Origin of the sequence: Fibrella musci (assembly GCF_041321105.1) — a bacterium.
Classification (GTDB): domain Bacteria; phylum Bacteroidota; class Bacteroidia; order Cytophagales; family Spirosomataceae; genus Fibrella; species Fibrella musci.
Map to the genome: position 1 here is coordinate 562311 of NZ_JBGGWD010000007.1, position 16179 is coordinate 578489.

At 43.5% G+C, this 16179-nt stretch carries 20 protein-coding genes; 7 read left to right on the forward strand and 13 right to left on the reverse strand.

Features of this window, described 5'->3' with window-relative positions:
* Window positions 1-282 precede the first annotated feature (282 nt).
* From ACAW74_RS24410 to ACAW74_RS24425, 4 genes are all read left to right on the forward strand, one after another.
* On the forward strand, window positions 283-759 hold the full coding sequence (locus tag ACAW74_RS24410; RefSeq protein ID WP_370700868.1) for an NTF2 fold immunity protein: 477 nt from the start codon (window positions 283-285) through the stop codon (window positions 757-759).
* Between the two features lie 680 nt (window positions 760-1439).
* The gene (locus ACAW74_RS24415) at window positions 1440-1853 is read left to right on the forward strand and encodes a Tn3 family transposase (protein WP_370700908.1); all 414 of its coding nucleotides are present in this window, start codon (window positions 1440-1442) and stop codon (window positions 1851-1853) included.
* 83 nt (window positions 1854-1936) lie between these two features.
* Window positions 1937-2221 carry a hypothetical protein gene (locus tag ACAW74_RS24420; protein WP_370700870.1) on the forward strand — a complete coding sequence of 95 codons (285 nt, stop codon included), beginning with the start codon at window positions 1937-1939 and terminating at the stop codon, window positions 2219-2221.
* A 13-nt stretch (window positions 2222-2234) separates the two neighbouring features.
* Entirely contained in the window at window positions 2235-2981 is a 747-nt protein-coding gene (locus ACAW74_RS24425) for a hypothetical protein (protein WP_370700871.1), read from the forward strand.
* Window positions 2982-3588: 607 nt separating this feature from the next.
* Here ACAW74_RS24425 and ACAW74_RS24430 read toward each other — a convergent pair.
* From ACAW74_RS24430 to ACAW74_RS24455, 6 genes are all read right to left on the reverse strand, one after another.
* The gene (locus tag ACAW74_RS24430; RefSeq protein ID WP_370700872.1) at window positions 3589-4167 is read right to left on the reverse strand and encodes a hypothetical protein; all 579 of its coding nucleotides are present in this window, start codon (window positions 4165-4167) and stop codon (window positions 3589-3591) included.
* A gap of 27 nt (window positions 4168-4194) precedes the next feature.
* On the reverse strand, window positions 4195-4389 hold the full coding sequence (locus ACAW74_RS24435; RefSeq protein ID WP_370700873.1) for a hypothetical protein: 195 nt from the start codon (window positions 4387-4389) through the stop codon (window positions 4195-4197).
* 90 nt (window positions 4390-4479) lie between these two features.
* Window positions 4480-5058, reverse strand: coding sequence for a DUF6273 domain-containing protein (locus tag ACAW74_RS24440; RefSeq protein ID WP_370700874.1), 579 nt, complete (start codon window positions 5056-5058; stop codon window positions 4480-4482).
* Between the two features lie 327 nt (window positions 5059-5385).
* A complete protein-coding gene (locus ACAW74_RS24445) occupies window positions 5386-6012 on the reverse strand; it encodes an SMI1/KNR4 family protein (RefSeq protein WP_370700875.1) in 627 nt (208 codons plus the stop codon).
* Window positions 6013-6344: 332 nt separating this feature from the next.
* Window positions 6345-6749 carry a hypothetical protein gene (locus ACAW74_RS24450; RefSeq protein WP_370700876.1) on the reverse strand — a complete coding sequence of 135 codons (405 nt, stop codon included), beginning with the start codon at window positions 6747-6749 and terminating at the stop codon, window positions 6345-6347.
* A 415-nt stretch (window positions 6750-7164) separates the two neighbouring features.
* Entirely contained in the window at window positions 7165-7611 is a 447-nt protein-coding gene (locus ACAW74_RS24455; RefSeq protein WP_370700877.1) for a nuclear transport factor 2 family protein, read from the reverse strand.
* Between the two features lie 397 nt (window positions 7612-8008).
* Here ACAW74_RS24455 and ACAW74_RS24460 point away from each other — a divergent pair, with 397 nt between their 5' ends.
* Window positions 8009-8176 carry a hypothetical protein gene (locus tag ACAW74_RS24460; RefSeq protein ID WP_370700878.1) on the forward strand — a complete coding sequence of 56 codons (168 nt, stop codon included), beginning with the start codon at window positions 8009-8011 and terminating at the stop codon, window positions 8174-8176.
* Here ACAW74_RS24460 and ACAW74_RS24465 read toward each other — a convergent pair.
* The 5 genes from ACAW74_RS24465 to ACAW74_RS24485 form a co-directional block, all read right to left on the reverse strand.
* A complete protein-coding gene (locus ACAW74_RS24465; protein ID WP_370700879.1) occupies window positions 8169-8375 on the reverse strand; it encodes a KTSC domain-containing protein in 207 nt (68 codons plus the stop codon). The two genes, ACAW74_RS24460 and ACAW74_RS24465, sit on opposite strands and share 8 nt — an antisense overlap.
* A gap of 1137 nt (window positions 8376-9512) precedes the next feature.
* Entirely contained in the window at window positions 9513-10811 is a 1299-nt protein-coding gene (locus ACAW74_RS24470) for a hypothetical protein (protein ID WP_370700880.1), read from the reverse strand.
* 922 nt (window positions 10812-11733) lie between these two features.
* Complete coding sequence (locus tag ACAW74_RS24475; RefSeq protein ID WP_370700881.1) at window positions 11734-12168, reverse strand: hypothetical protein; 435 nt, start codon at window positions 12166-12168, stop codon at window positions 11734-11736.
* A 90-nt stretch (window positions 12169-12258) separates the two neighbouring features.
* The gene (locus tag ACAW74_RS24480) at window positions 12259-13020 is read right to left on the reverse strand and encodes an NAD(P)-binding protein (protein ID WP_370700882.1); all 762 of its coding nucleotides are present in this window, start codon (window positions 13018-13020) and stop codon (window positions 12259-12261) included.
* 7 nt (window positions 13021-13027) lie between these two features.
* Window positions 13028-13759, reverse strand: a complete 732-nt coding sequence (locus tag ACAW74_RS24485) for a hypothetical protein (protein ID WP_370700883.1) — start codon at window positions 13757-13759, stop codon at window positions 13028-13030.
* Window positions 13760-14204: 445 nt separating this feature from the next.
* On the opposite strand from ACAW74_RS24485, the gene ACAW74_RS24490 reads away from it, so the two are divergent.
* Window positions 14205-14453, forward strand: coding sequence for a hypothetical protein (locus ACAW74_RS24490; protein ID WP_370700884.1), 249 nt, complete (start codon window positions 14205-14207; stop codon window positions 14451-14453).
* Here ACAW74_RS24490 and ACAW74_RS24495 read toward each other — a convergent pair.
* Both ACAW74_RS24495 and ACAW74_RS24500 read right to left on the reverse strand, forming a co-directional pair.
* A complete protein-coding gene (locus ACAW74_RS24495) occupies window positions 14428-14994 on the reverse strand; it encodes a tyrosine-type recombinase/integrase (RefSeq protein ID WP_370700885.1) in 567 nt (188 codons plus the stop codon). The two genes, ACAW74_RS24490 and ACAW74_RS24495, sit on opposite strands and share 26 nt — an antisense overlap.
* Window positions 14988-15260, reverse strand: a complete 273-nt coding sequence (locus ACAW74_RS24500) for a phage integrase N-terminal SAM-like domain-containing protein (protein WP_370700886.1) — start codon at window positions 15258-15260, stop codon at window positions 14988-14990. Before ACAW74_RS24500 ends, ACAW74_RS24495 begins: the two co-directional genes overlap by 7 nt.
* Before the next feature lie 485 nt (window positions 15261-15745).
* On the opposite strand from ACAW74_RS24500, the gene ACAW74_RS24505 reads away from it, so the two are divergent.
* Complete coding sequence (locus ACAW74_RS24505) at window positions 15746-16114, forward strand: hypothetical protein (RefSeq protein WP_370700887.1); 369 nt, start codon at window positions 15746-15748, stop codon at window positions 16112-16114.
* Window positions 16115-16179 lie beyond the last annotated feature (65 nt).

Here is a 16179-nt window from a genome sequence, read left to right on the forward strand (position 1 = left end):
CAATATTGGTATTGTCCACCGAACCAAAAACAGGCCGAGCACTGTAGAGATGGGCCTATCAAGGAGTACGTTTCCTGTCGGCCGAAACGCGTTTGTCGACGTTCCATCTATGTATGGTGGATAAGCTTGCCACTAGGTACGTGGCAAACCAACAAAGAGCGTTCATTATCAATCCATTGCCCTGTCTGCCCTGTCGACCAGAACGCGAAACGCCCACTTGCTTGGATGGGTTACCCAACGACCATTACCTTACAGGCACAAAATAACAATCCACTAATTCAAATGACTACAACACAGCAAACCGACATTGAAAAAACCTTGCTTCTTTTTATGAGTGCAATGAACCATTGGGAGCGCAACAATCAACAGGATGGGCAAAAACTAGAGGCTATGGCTAAAAACAAAAGCATCACTGATGCCCAATATTATGCCACAGCAGACAGTATAGTGGTAAAGCAGAGAAAAGAATATTTCGACATTTTTGAAACCTACGCAATACCTGGCCTTAAAGAAGAAGATAAAAAAATCGGCGTTATGGGTTCTTATGGCGTTCCGCCGAAATACGACCCTGAGAATGAAAGCATCATCAGTACCGTGAAAGACAGCGATACTACGTCCTATATTGTCACCAAAGTTACCAACAGTATCGTGGATCAGCATAAGTATTTTTTAAAGCTTGTAGCAGGCAAATGGTTATTGTATAATAAGCTTTTTTGGATAGAATCTGCCAAAAAATGGATCGAAAGTGGTGGACTATAACGTCTTTTGGATTAATTTATTTTACCAGAATAATTTAGATCTATTTGATAATGAAAAAATAACCGTTGTCTTTATAAGCAAAAGCTGGCTTTATGCCAACGCCCAATGGCTGGGCTGCCAACTTTCCTCCGGGACGTGCTGCCTGTCACTGGTGACGACCCACACGGAGCGAAAACGTTTACTTTTTTCGCGCCTCTACAACCTCAAAAGGTGCAGGAGTTATGTCAATATTTTCCAAGCCTGGCCAAGTCAAGTAGTAGCCGCTTATAACAAGCTCTAACCCTTCTTGTCGATATTCATCAACCAGATTGCAAGTCCCTAAATACAAGCCGCCATTTACCTGCTCCAATTGTAACGTGTTGGGTTGACTGCTCAATCGCACAACCCTAACGGCTACATCACGCAACAACTGGCCCCGCTTGGTGTTCGGACTTGAATATCCACAGTAGGAAACTGGAACCTCAACGGTTTCCTGTTTACAGGCCACCATAAGGGGTAACAACATCAACACACACAATAATCGCCTCATGGCCAACTGGTTTTTACCCAAGACTCTAAAAAGAGGACATTGGTTGAAATCCGCTAAGTCAAATTTTGGCTACCCTAACCGGGGCGTTCACGCTGTCGACCGCTCGCCCACTCGGTTTACCGATGCACTGACCCATTGATAGCCTAAGCACATCCCTAAACGGCCTACCAATTCGCTCTTTCTGGCTGGTCTGATGGCACTCGGTTGTGATGTAGGACTGCGTCGAATGGCTCAAATCATCCGAACGGTCTCAGAGAAGGGCCTGGATGAAGTAGTGAAATGGTATTTCTCGTTGGAAAATCTCCGACAAGCGAGTGATACCGTAGTGGCCTTTACCAAGGCGCTCAAGTTACGGATTCATTTCAAAGATGACCCCGATCTGGCCTTTACCAGCAGTGATGGCCAGAAGGTAGAAGTGGCTGGAAATTCACTGCTAGCCGGGCCCTCGTTCAAGTTTTTCGGTAACCGCAAAGGCATGGCCGCCTGTAATTATACCGATGATACGCTTTTATTGTTTGATTCGCTGGTATTTAGTGCTGGAGACCGTGAAGCTCAATCTCGCTAAGCAAAAAACAGGCGTATGAGCTATTATAAGTAGAATCGCTGATTTCTGCAGACGACCTTGCAAAAATGTAATGCGCAGAAACTTTGTATCATATAGATAAGATCCGTATCATCGTTTTTTATAAGGAAACTGACAATGAATCTAAAGCTTGGTTGTTGCAATTAAATAATGATGGCTGGTTGCAAAAGTCTATACCAATTTTTTACGATGATGTGGTAGAAAATCAATTCTCTACCAGCACCAGGATAAAAAATGAAACTATCACCGTTTATGATTATTATATGCCCGAATTGAAACAGAAGAATAAACAAGCAACCTATCGCCTGATCAACGGAGTTTTAAAAATCGATACATTTAACCAGAAATAGCCCGAAAATGACTATGAAAAGTATAATTTACCTCTTATTAATCAGCACCCTGTTTTTTTCCTGCATCAGTAAAAATGAGGAATTGATTTTTGAAGGAACCTGTAGAAACAACAAGCTTGAATTGATGCAGGTCAACGAAACGCGTTTTGATGCAGACCTGCGCTACCACGAGCTAAAGTACAACGATAAGCTGGTGTACAAAATACAGCAGTACGTTGGCTTACCCTATTATGAAACCGCTTATAAAAATGCCAGATGGAATTACCTGGATACCATTTCTTCTATCATCCAGTTTCCGGGTAATACTACGCCTTTAAAAATATCAAAGATCACCATTTTTGTAAATCCAGAAAAATTCAGCATCGCCGATTTTGAAACCATTTACCAATGCCTGAAGGAGCATCTGCCCGCCATAGGACAGAAAACAAAAAATAACTCAACCTCTTCTATGCTCTACCAACTGGGCGCAATTGTTTATGGCAATGCAGGTGATTTTACAAGTATCTATACCGATGGCAAGCAAAACAGCATTCATATTTTTCCTGACGGGCGCATCAACCACATCAACGAAGATAGAGGTATCGTGATCACTTCTAGCAACGGCTTGGCAGATAACATAAAGGAAAAAAATAAAATTGAAATTATAGACAGCGCCCAAATTACCCCGAAGCAACTGCAACTGTACCTTAATCAAAAAACAAAGCAACCGATCACCAAAGATTTTAAAATCATCCTACACCAAAATCCGAAAGGGAGGTAGGTTGTATAACTTGTGTTTTAGCTTTATTGCACCACACTTGGCTGCAAACTCCTTTCGATTTTTATCCCTTTCAATAAAAATACAAGTACCATAATGGCGTTATTGGTCCGTGAGTAAGTCTGTAAAGTATATGATTGCCCAATATCGCTTCTGAGAAAGTTGGGCTATTTCTGTGAGCCAACGACTTTACGGATTAATTCACGCATCAATATTAAATTTTCAGTATCAAACCCAGCTACGAGCATATCAACTGCCCAATCAACCCAATACTTATTTATCAATATTTCTATTGAGAATTCTGAAGGCTAATACTTCTGCTCTAGATATCGCTGGTTTCATATTTGCTTTACAAGTTTCTACAGCTTCCTATCGAGAACTCACTCTGTCAGCCGATCTACCTGCATAAAACTTGACTGTCATTATCGATTTTCCGATCTGTCGTTAGTTACGTGGCACAAATAGAATTCCAGCATCTAAGGAAATGGTTACAGCTACTGCTTTATTGTGAGTATTCAACATAGTGTTTTTGAAGATTTATTTTTGTTAATGCACTAGCTAATGATATGGCAAATACCCTGCCGATTCTTACTCATCAAAAGAACATGCGCTACAATTGTTCATACATTTCTGTAAACCGCTTTTTTTCTTTTTCGTTTAAAAATGGCAGCTCGTCCCGGATGATTTCTTCAGCAGATTTATAATTCTGGCTATATACATCTTCGGTCATAACCTGCAGTTCTTCCCAAAAAATACTTTTATCCTTTTCGGTATCCAGATGGTATTTCCCTTCCAGAAAGCGGTATTTTTTGTGTAGCCTTTTTTCTCCATTTTCAAAAACGATTTTCCCGGCCACATCATCGGTGTCGCATTCGTATTGCACATCAACCAATACCTTGTATAGGGCAGAAAGTTTCTGCAGAAATATTTCGGGAATGCCATTCTCTGTTTCCATATCTGCGTACATCTCTGTGGGCGAATGCAGGGTATATTCTATGGCAGATTTAGGCAGATCTTCATTCAAGCTGCCATAAGTTTCATTGCTTTCGGCAGAGGTATTTTCAGTGAAGTCCAACAAAGATTTAAAAACCTGATCCTTGCTTTTTAAGGCATTCAACTGCTTAAAAAGCTGGCTCATTTCTGCTTTCTTGCCTTTAATGTAGATATTAACGAAATAAGAATTTTGCATGGCAATTTTACTTTTATAGTGATGACACTACAGTAATTCTTCTATTGCACGGGTCAGCTCATCGAGGCGATAAAGGTCGTTGTTGTTATTATTAAACGTACAGCTAACGGTGAACTTTCCGGCCTGCAAAGCGACAGATTTTGTACCCTCATCATTAAAGTTTTTGGCTGTATTGCATAGCACAATTTCTTTTACCTGCTCTTGCACAGCCTCTTTGCTCAATGCATCGGCTGTGATGGATGCGGAGGCATCCGTAACCGGCCTTTTGCCTGTCGCCCGAAAGCAGCCCTACGCGGAGCGAATGAAGAAGGATTATTCTTCTAATATTAGCCATAGAGCGGGACGAATCCCCCCGCCATCTCTTGGGCTTCCATAAACACCGTTACCACGGACGTAGACACAACCATTATAGCTGACACTTGCAGCAGTGCGAGCGTAATAGCCAGGTGACCGAAGCCGCCACCAGTGGAAATTACCACCATACTTCGCTTGTCGTCTGCTGTTATTTTCATCATCTATGGACCATATCTGATTGCCCTTATTTCTCAATTTTGCTCCACTGTTACCGAAATACTCGCAGATTTCCTCCAGACTTAATAAAAATATACTGTCAGTTGTGTCTTTGCCGCCGTTAGTTCTAAACCACTGGTTATCAAGATTGCGGCTTGTAACTGTACTGATTTTTGCTTTTTCATCCTGGCTGAAAGTGCTGTAGAATTCATTATTAAGGTATTGCCTTATCGCAGAATTTGCCCAAGTTATTTCTACAAACTTTTGATGATACCAACGAAGTTCAATTATTTCTCCACTGATAATCAACGCTTTGTCACCTTTAACATCAAGAATTTGCCAATTTCGGTTGCCAAAAGCAATTATACTGTCCTGTGTCATTCGATATGCCATACTAAGAATTTCTGAACGTCCCAACCAGGGCGTTTACCCTGTCGCCGGGGAGCCGGACTTGGAAGCCGAACACTTGACTTACAGGGGCACTTGTAATGCCAGCCAGATGCTGGAAGTTGAGGCCCGCATCCTGTCGCCCGAAGGCTGCAAACAAACGCTTGATGGACGGGCCACCCAACCATCCAAAGTATTGATGGATAAAGCAAGTCTGAATAAACGGCCATACTTATCTAACCTTTACATACTTCGGATGTTGGGCGTTCAAACGTCGAATACCTGCGTGCAGCCTGTCCACCGCTACCTTGTCTTGCGGAGCTAAGACCATCTTCCTTTTTGATTGTACTCGTCAGCAATATCAGTCCAATCATCCCGCCAGTAATTGACAAAATATGCTTCAAAATAGTCATCATCTGGCTCATCATAAACATCAGCTTTTAAGCGGCCTGATTGAATGGCACTAATTAAGAATGCTAAGTAATCATCAAAGCTGTTGGCAACTACAGAAATAGGCTCAGGTTCTCCAAGTGGTAAGTAAATGATTTGACCAACTCTACCTTCCTTGCCCGGTTCGTAGTCAATGCACATGTACTGGCCTGAATGGTCGTGTGCGAATGGAACACGTTTCTTGTTAAAATAAAAAGGAAGAATCAATTCGGGCTGATAAATTTTAAGGTCACGAATACCTGCCCGAGTTTCCAAAAAACGCTTGAAAATAGAGAGCACTTCACTAGCGGATATAAACGAGTGGCCTAATAGAATCTTTATCTGTTTCTCGCCATCATGCCAACTAAGAAGCTGTTTGTAAGACTCTGGAAGTTCTACACCTAACTCTTGCTCAAGTCTCATAATCTGCTCAGGTGAACAGCCCGGATTCATAGACGACTCCAGTCTTGGAATACATGAGGCAACAAGACTAGTATATTTTTCGACTAAGTTGTTCATTCGTATATCTACTTTAAAATTCGAGAAGTTTAGCTTATCAAACGCTGTTGCCGACAAACTCAAATATATTGTAAACTCACCAAGTATCACTGTCACAGGTGACACGCCGAACTAGAAGAAGCGCTGATTGTCAAGTGTTTATTCTGTCGCAAGAGCCGCAGCCGTACAGAAAAAGCAACGGCTTGGCTCAACGACCATGAGGGTTGATGGATGATAGTACTACGTCCTTGAACAACAAGACTCCCAACCTTTACATCCTCATTTGGTTGGGCTGCAAACTTTCCCCCGAGACGGGCTTCCTGTCGACGGAGAGCTACCCCACGCGGAGCGTATTAGATTGGCTTTACCACTCTGCTTTGCATAAAATCCTCTACCCTGTAAAACAAAATAGCATTAAACAGCGTGAAACCGATTACGGACCAAAAACCATAAAATTGAGACAACCAAGTTGAGGCACCCCATGAATGGACAATCAAAACAAACAGCAAAAACACCCTGGCATATTTATCAGGCAACCAGCGGCCTACCAAGCCAATGATAACCAGCCAAATAAAACAGATGACGAAGATGCCCGAAACGTGATGGGCCATCATGTAAGCACCAAAGGGATTACCTTCATTGGCTTTAGTTAAGTTACCCTGCCAATAATCATCTGACTGATGGGTGATGGTAATAATAATGTCAAATAAAGCCGCCCAATAAGCGGGCACAAATGATAACCAACTTTTACTTTTCATTACTTTATCAATGAATCGGGGGCGTTTCCTTTGTCAACCGGAACCCGGAAATGGAAGCCCAAAGTAGCCCAGTCGGAGCGATTCTCGTGTCAACCGAAGCAGCCTAACGAGCCTAAACTTCCCTGTTAGGGACAGCCCCCCTTGTCGCACGCAAGCTCACTATTATGTTATTGGCCGTTCTATCCACCCAACGCCCCAAGGGGCTGATGGTGAGCGCACTACGTGCCTGAACTACAGTCCTTTGAACCTTTACACCCCTTGAAGGTTGGGCTGAATCCCTGACGACGGGACGTGAGTCCTGTCGCAGGAAGCCCACCCACGCCGAGCGGACAACCACGCACCATTCCGCTTTTTTCACGCCGAGCGCGAAGCTCAACAACGTATGAATCCGCTGTTGGTGTATCATTACACTTTATTAGTGTCGAGAACTATCATTGTACTGCCAAAGTACATTGATAATTTTCCAAGCACCATTCAACTTAACAAGATGCATATAATCAATCCACTCATCGGCGATTAGTTTAACCGAAGCTGTCCTATCCGAAATGTCAAGAAATTTGACTTCTTTTTTGGGGGTAGCGGGAAACTGATCACCTTTTTTATTATAACTTTCAGCAAGCAGAACCATTGATTCGGTCGATGTTTCCCGTACATAATCTTTAGTCGTTGCCTTGTCTTTCCAAAAAGTCCGCTTTACCATTCTGGGGTGTAATGCCCGTTCCATTTGTGCCGGATTAGGCGTATGCTGTGACTCAATATAGTCAAGAGCCGCCTGTTTTATTGCTACACTATCTTGTTTTGTTTGTCCAAAACTGTTTAAGCATACTGAAAATAAAATGGTAAGTAGGATTGCGTACTTCATGATTCTTATTGAAAAATTTCATTAATATGGGCGTTTGACTTGTCACCAAGCATCCTCCCAACGTGTGTCAAGCCCGCCAACCCAGGCGTTTCATATGTCAACCGGAAACTACTTAGCGAACCTAAAGCTCACTTTCTGAGACGTGCGTCTTGTCGCAAGTAACCCAGCACTCACGCTTTTTTCTGCCTGTTGAGTTCACCCAACACCCATGAGTGTTGATGGTTGGCGAGTTGCTTGACTGAACACACGTACCCGAACCTTTACACACCCGTTTGGTTGGGCTGAAAACCGTCCTTTGGGACGTGCTTCCTGTCAGCGGAAGCCTCGCCTACTCGCCTATCTGAATGAATATCAGCGATTTTTTGTTATTCTACCAAAGAAATAGACAACAACTACGATGAACGAAAAAGAGGAAATAACCCCGACTATTGAGTCTTCAATTATAGCCGAACTAATTGAACTGCGCCACTTTAAAGACTCTGTTTCGGGGCTTTGGTGTGTCGACCAAAACCCCGAAGAAAAGACTATCGAGTGGGTTCGTGAAAACGCTTTTCAGCTCACCTAACTTTTCGGTATGAGTAGCTGGTTCTTATATTGGCATTGAAATACTTCCCATGAGAATCAGCACTCATCAATGCTTCGTAAACCTCATCAGGAACCCCGGAATATTGGTAAACTGAGCCGTTCAAAAACTCAACTTCGAGAGTTCTTCCGTCGTAACCGACTGATGCAAGATTTGACGAATCTACTGGTATTCTGGTCATTGAAATGGTGTGTTATGGTTTAATCAAAAAAATGCTTCTTGTGTCGCCCGGACCCCGCTGGACTCATTTACTTTGCCAAATGCAGGCGTTTCCTCTGTCACACGTACCCCGCATATGAGCAACGGCTTAACTAACTTGCTATTTCCACTGTCGCAGGTGACCCGCCTTTAACTGCTATTTTGACCATACACCCAACGCCAACAGGGGTTGATGGCCGCTCAAATCGGCTCAAGCAACAACCGGAGCCGCCTGCCTTTTCACCCCTGTTTGGTTGGGCTGCCCCAACTTTCCGCCGGGACGGGCTTCCTGTCGCCGGAACGGGGACAGCCGCGAAGCGAGCAAAACGCACGAAACCGATTTTCAGACCCGCGCGAAGCTCTTTTACTACGTTTCCGTGCCGCACGAAGCTTTTCACTACGTTGTCCCGGGACGATTGCCCTGTCGACGCTACGTGGCCAACTCGCTTTTTTGTCAGCCTGACCAACTCCGGCGGTTCTCGTGTCAGCCCAAACCCGACCAACGACGACCAACGAGCCAAAAAACTGGTCTGTCGAGACGTGCTTCCTGTCGACCGAAACCGGACCACTACGTTGTTCTTCAGCTTGTTCTGGCGCACCCAACGTCCTGGGGTGTTGATGGCGAGGCACGAGCCTTTACACACCCCGACGGTTGGGCATCCCAACTTCGTGTTCAGGAGTGCTTAGTGTCAGCGGTAGCTGACCCGCGCGGAGCGATGGCAACGCACTAACCGCTGAAACCCAGCGCGAAGCTGGCCGGGCCGCCGGGCCGGTACGTGCTGTCAACTGACTCAGGTACGTTGCTGTCGAACAGGTTTGGCCTCTCGGACGCTGCGGCCCACGCACTCAGGTACGTGGCCTCGACTCAAGTTTGGCTTGTCGCACGACGCACGAAATGGAAACAAAGAACGCTGGTGATGAACTGTTTACCCTGTCGCACCAAGCCGCCGAGTGAGCCATATTGGGCTGCGGCCCAACGACCCAAAGGGCTGATGGCTCTGCGAACTACTAAAGACAACGGACGTAGCGTCAACCTTTACACCCTTTGCTGGTTGGGCTGTAAACTTTTCTTCGGGACGTGCTCCCTGTCGCCCATAACCCGCCTACGCAGCGTATGCATCTATGGAAAAAATGATGGTTTTGGAATATTGTTTTGGTTATGTTTTATTCTCCATTGGATTACCTCATCAGCATATAGCTTCCCTTTTACAGTTAAGTCATAAAATTTGTTGTAGCTTTTCTCTCTAAGAAGTGTAACATATCCCTTAACAATTAATGATTCTAATACAGCTAGCCAATGTAATCGCACTATTCTCGCATTTGGAGGATTTTTTTTTGGGCTGTCCTCCCAAATGCTTCTGTCAGAAGCATTTGTCTCATTAATATAATTCTGTGTATATTCATATCCAAAATATTGCCCACCACATCTAACACAAAGTAGTTCGTAGCCTGGCTCCATATCCGTATAAATACTTTTTTGATTTACATAAGCGTAAAGCAAAAGTTCTGTTTCATCATTAGAAAGTTTGTCTGGATCTGTCGAAAGTTCTTTAGCTTTATCATCTCTTAACTGCTCATTTACCTCTACTAATTTTTTAATTGTAAGTTGTTGAGATTCTATTGTGCTTTGTTGGGAATGGATTGTGTCGGCTAAGTGATTAATTGCTTCGATATTATCAAATTGAGTTAACATTTTTTGATACACATTACTTATTTGCACTTCAATAGAAGCTGTTGTTTTCTCTACATTTTCAAGTCCAATTTTGATTTCTGAAAGAAAATTGTGTTCAAATGCTTTAGAAGCTCTTTGTCCCATTTCATTTGTTCCATCTCTTAGTGCCTCAATCATAAGTACCATAACAGCTTCATCCCATTTTATTATATTATCTTTTTCTTGCCATCCGTTTTTCAATTTTTCTTTGAATTCTTTTGGTAGTTCAACTTGCAATTGCGTCTGAAGATACACCTCCCATGAATTTGTCATGGCATCAGTCAATAGTAATTTCTTTTCACTGTATATCTTTTCGTTTACAAAAAATAATTCTAATTCGTCAGAGGCTGGATTATTCCAATCAGCCCAGTTCTCTATGATTGGCAACAATTTTATCTGCTCGTCAATCCATGATTTTAGTTTGTTTCTAAACTGTTTCTGTTCGCCATCCTCTTTCATGGAAAGCCTTACCATATCAGTGGCGGTTAACATTGATTTTCGCAATGTTCTTAAAAGGTCATGGTTTTCGGGAATCTCCTTGTTTCTAAAACTCATAATTTCTTTGACCTTACTAATTCCACTCATTAGGAACACATCAGCGCGATTTCCAATAATTCCAGAAAAGGCTGCCTTAACAACTTCGGATGTTGCTACCTCTTTAGCTGTCGTCAATAATAACGCGAGTCCTAATGATAATGGATCAATCATATAGCCAGATTATTTGAGTTTATAATAAGTATATTTTCACAGGATTCTTGTTGTTGTTAGTTGTTGCTAATAACTCTTGTCTTGACTTCTAGGGCGGTTGGCTTGTCAGCAGCAACCCGGAAATGGAAACCCGCACTTGCCCAGCCGGGGCGTTTGCCCTGTCGGACGAGACCCTAAAATGCAACCTTAACCTGCCTAACTGGGGCGTTTGGCCTGTCAGACGAAGCGCGGAAATGGAAGCCTAAAAGCCGCCTTACGAGCCATACGTCCTGTCGCCCGAACGACGGCTTTAACTCCCAGCCTGTTGCGGCACCCAACGCCCATGAGTGTTGATGGTGGGCGAGTCACTCCACTGAACAAACGTATCTGCACCTTTACACACTCATTTGGTTGGGCTGCCAACTGTCCTGCGGGACGTGCTGCCTGTCAGCGGAAAGCTACCCTTTTGTTCGTTGCCCTTTTCGATACATACCGTAACCATCTAACCCGCCCCCAACGGCTGCACCAACAGGAAAATCTGTTTGCCCAATAAATTTTTCGACTATAAAGTAGATGAGTGCAGAAACTAAGCCTGCCACTAACGACCATAACAATACATTTCCTATTGACTTCATTGTCTATTTCTGATGAATAAGTTAACCTAAATCAGGCGTTTGGCTTGTCAACCGGAAGCTGACCAACGAGCCTAAAAACCTGCCTGTCGGGGCGGCTCTACTGTCGCAGGTGACCCGCCTTTGACGCCCATCCTGGCCGGTTCACCCAACGCCTATGAGGGCTGATGGTGAGGGCACAAGATAGAAGAAACGAACGCACCTCCGACCTTTACTCTCTCATTTTCGTTGGGCTGAACGCTTACTTTTGGAGACAAGCAACCTGTCGCCGGAGACTGGCCTACGCAGAGCACACGATAATATACATATCTTTATAAAAGCTTAGAGACTACTTTCTCAGTAGAAGTAATTACCTCATCAATCAGGCTATAATCCCATCTGGCATACCGGCCACAACACACAATTTGATTATCTGTAATGAAGTTATTTATCTTCGACAAAGCTAAGCTTCGTTTAAAATCATAGATTATATTGGCAATATTGTAACGTCTGACATCCACAAAATCAATAATATTCATATCGTTAATAATATTCATCTCCTTTAGTGAATGTAAAGTACGTTCGAGGTAATGATCTTCTCCTTTAAAATCTAACTTATTTGATATATATATCTCAGCTTGTAATGATGATTTATTTTGTGGTGAATTATTTGGAGCCCATAAATTCGGTTTACTCAATCTAGAAAAAGGAATACTTGGATCAATAGCATATACCCAATGCTTATCTAAATTAGAATCGGTCTTCAACCCTAGACTGACTAATATAAGTGACGTATATGCTAAATCATGGCAAGAGTCAACAATGCACTTTGGGCATTCTATGATAAATCTTGGTAATTAAATTAGAGGTAGAGTGTATATTAATTTGTGATATTTAATTTGTGATTCATCGGCAAATTGAACAGTTTTGTTTTTTGTATCAATTTTATTAACTGTGTAATTGTATTTAATTTTTAGTCCTTTCGAATATTTATTTGCAATTTCTCCAAATCCATTCTCTTGAGGATAATACAAATGCTTTACATAGTGTTCGGCTGTACCGTCATTAGATATACCGTTAAGTATATCATCTATTGTCGGTCGCATTAATCTGTGCTCTATCCAATCATAATTGATTTTTTCAGCAGATGTTGACCAAAATTTTTCTGTATATGGAATTTGAATTTCATCACTGTAAGTTTTTCCTAAATAACGATAAGACCAATCTTTGAATGATTCGATTTTTGATGAATCGTTCTCGAGTGATCTTAGCTCTAAAATAATTTGAGATATTAGTTCTTCAGGCATACCTTTTAAGTGAAAGTATGCAGGATGATTTGTCCAAAAACCTTTGTAGTAGTCAGCAATTTTTATGCTGATTTTGTCAGCCGATTGGTTGTTGGGATTCAAAACATCAATAATACTCTTATTTTTTGTGTAAAGTCCATGAATGCCAATATCAAAAGTGAAGTCATTTACTCGAAAACTCGAAGCTATACCACCTGGCTTATTATTTTGCTCAACAATAAGGTAGTCGTTTTCATTGTTAGAAAACAAACACTTAGCTGCAGTCATGCCTGCGTATCCACAACCAAGAATTAAGTATTTAACTTCATCCATTTTTAGGTTACAGTTTAGATATTTTATCAAACCAATTTATAAAATGAGATATTTCAAGTCTATTGTAAGCATCAACACTTCCATCGAATTTTTCATACGCGCTTTCACCACCTTGCAAAACATTATCCTTCCACGAGCATTTACTTAGATATAAATAATCTTCTCCAACGAGAATTCCATGCCAGTTAGGCATATGCTTGTACAAATATAATTGTATTTCCCAGTTCTTATTTGCAATACGATCTTGATTAAGTTGAATATATTGTTTTATTATTTTCTCATTTAATACAGCTTTATCTATCCAATATGGGTTAATTTCCTTCAAATCTGTCCAATTAGGATCTAGCATTGCTATTTGCAGTACTACACAGCAGTTATCGTTATTATTTGTAAGTAATGGGTTTAATGTGTTATATAAAAATTGCCAAGCGTGACCCATTGACATACCAAGTACACGAATTTTTAATTTTTTCTTTGACTTAATTTCATGCAAAATTAAGTTTTTCATCTTCAAGGATACTTCATAAAAATCGTTATAGTAATGTCTATTTTTTGAGGCTGATACTTTCTCATTTATATCAAATAGTAATTCTACTATCATTACACCGAGACTAAGTACTGAAATAGTTTGAATATATTGTGGAAGCTCTATATATTCCGATAAAATAACTATTGTAACTGAAACATAAATTATATACTTCTTAATGCGCGAGTACAGACTTTTAACAACTTGTATCATAAATAAAAAAGTCATTTGATAATTTAGAAACACAGTAACCCATAGCTAAGAAGTTGCCTGTAAGAAATTATGAGTGCAACATAACTAAAATATCCGTACTTGTCAGCCGAAATCTGCACCTCTTGCTATGTTAAATGTTAATCCACAGAAGCATTAAAATTATCGATGATAACCCGCCCTACGTCTTCAAACTTGCCCAATTGGGGCGGTTCTTTTGTCAACCGGAACGCCGAAATTCAGGCTAAGAGCCGACCTGTCGAGACGTGCCCCCTGTCACCGGCACACGAACACTTTTTGTCTGGTTCACCCAACAAGTATATGTACGTAAAGTCACTAAACTACAAAAAGCTCACAGTCAGCAGGATGTAGTTTAGTGGAGTGCCGTTCATACCTTTGCGGATGGGATGCCGTAATTATAGAAAGTCGGCGTAGTACTTACAAATTTATGGCTCAAAAAGTAGCTGCTACTTTACTGATCGTACGTGTTTGGGATATTGACGGATTTCCCAACTACTTCTTTGGGGCCGATAACGAGTTATATCGCTACGACTCGCGGGGCGCTATTCATAAAAACAGGCGGTTGGTGCTGCGCTACACGCAGGGCTATTCGCTGTGTGGCCGCTTTTACAGCCTATCGCAGATTCGCCCTCTGCTCCGGCTGCACGTACCTACAGATCATCCAGCGGGCTTTTGATGGTGCTGATTTTGTCGGCCGTCACATGCGTGTAGCGCTCGGTGGTTGTCAGGCTGGCGTGGCCGAGCAGCTTCTGAATATAGCGAATGTCTGTTCCGCTTTCCAGTAGGTGGGTGGCAAAGCTATGCCGCAGGGTATGAATGCCGCCCCGTTTCTGAATGCCGGCCGCATAAACCGACTGACTGTAGACCAACTGTATGGTTCGATTCCAGAGGGGTTCGCCGGGCTGTTCGCCCTCAAATACGTACGTAACAGGCTTGTATGCGCTCAGGTACGTGTTGAGCGAGGCTTCTAGTTTTTGGGAGAGCATGACGACACGGTCCTTTTTGCCCTTACCGCTCCGTATCAGGATTAGCCGTCTGGTACGATCGATCGCGGTCAGGCGAAGTTGGGAGACCTCACTAAGTCGCAGTCCGGTCGCGTAAACGAGTTGGAAGAGAGACCGGTATTTCAGGCTGGTGGTGGCGTCAATAATTGCTTTTACTTCTGCGACACTGTATACAGTGGGTAGTTTGGTAGGCTGGCGTGGATAGTCTACCATACAATGGTCTTTATCGCGTTGCAAGACCTTTTCTTGGTAGAACTTCTAGCCGGTCCGCCGCTGCGGTTAATGTGTACGTTGATGGTTGCGGCACCGAGCCGTTTGCGGTCGCGCAGAAACAGCAGGTATTTCTGAAAATCAGCTTTCGTGAACTCGGCGATGTCGCGGGGCTGAGCAAAGCGAATAAGTGAAACGAGCGCCTGCTTGTAATTTTTGAGCGTTTTGTGGCTGTAGTGCTGAATGCGTAGCGCGTCCGACACGGCCACGATGACCGGGTGAGTATCGAACTCGGTAGCGGGGGGCGTATAGCGAAACGGCTTGCGCGGAGAGCGAACGTGTGGCGGGCGCGGTCCCGCGTTCGGGCCAGGGTGGATTCGTCGCCTGTTCTACTTCAATGGGTGTTGCCGTGGGCTTGTAAAGCCGCACGACGGCCTCGTCGAAGCGGCAGTAGGCTTTGCCAAATAACTGGCCCACCTTCACGATACTATCGCGGGTATTGGGTACGGTCCAGCAGCGGCGGGACGGTCCGACGTTTCGGTAGCTCCAACGCCTGCCAGGTACGTTGCGGATGAGGTCGTTGCCGACGGGGTCTTGGGGAAAAGAAATGGTAAGTAGAGCAGAGTCACGCTTGTCGAGGCAGATGGTGATCATGATGTGGTGGGAGAGTTGTTTGCAAATAAGCCGGTTTACGCCTACTTCATCTTGCTATTGGTCTAATTTGGTGCGAAATTTGTCATCCTGTTTTCTGTACATGAAGCCGACGCACGCTTTTCATCGCTTTCTGACGCTCGCTCTGGCGGGGCTGCTGCTGCTCTTGCACGGCAGTGGTGGTCAGTTGGTACGCGGTGGTGCGCCGACGCCGACGGCCAGCCAAACGGCCAAGAAAGCCCAGAAAACGGATAGCCACGAGGCCGTGGTTAAAGCGGCGACCGACGAAGCCGTGGTGGCCTCGGCGCTGTCGTTCGATTTCTCACAGGTAACGTACCTGCTGCCGCTCCCCTGTTTCCGGTTTTTGGCGCTCAATCCGCCACTGCTCCGCCGGATTCACGACGTCCCTTATTTCTATTTCTCGTACTTACGACACGTTTTCGGGCACGCCATCGCCCCGAATGCGCCTTAAAAGAGGTTCAAGGTCCAAGGTTCAACGTTGTTCTGCACGCCCAGTCAGGCGTAAAACAACGTTGA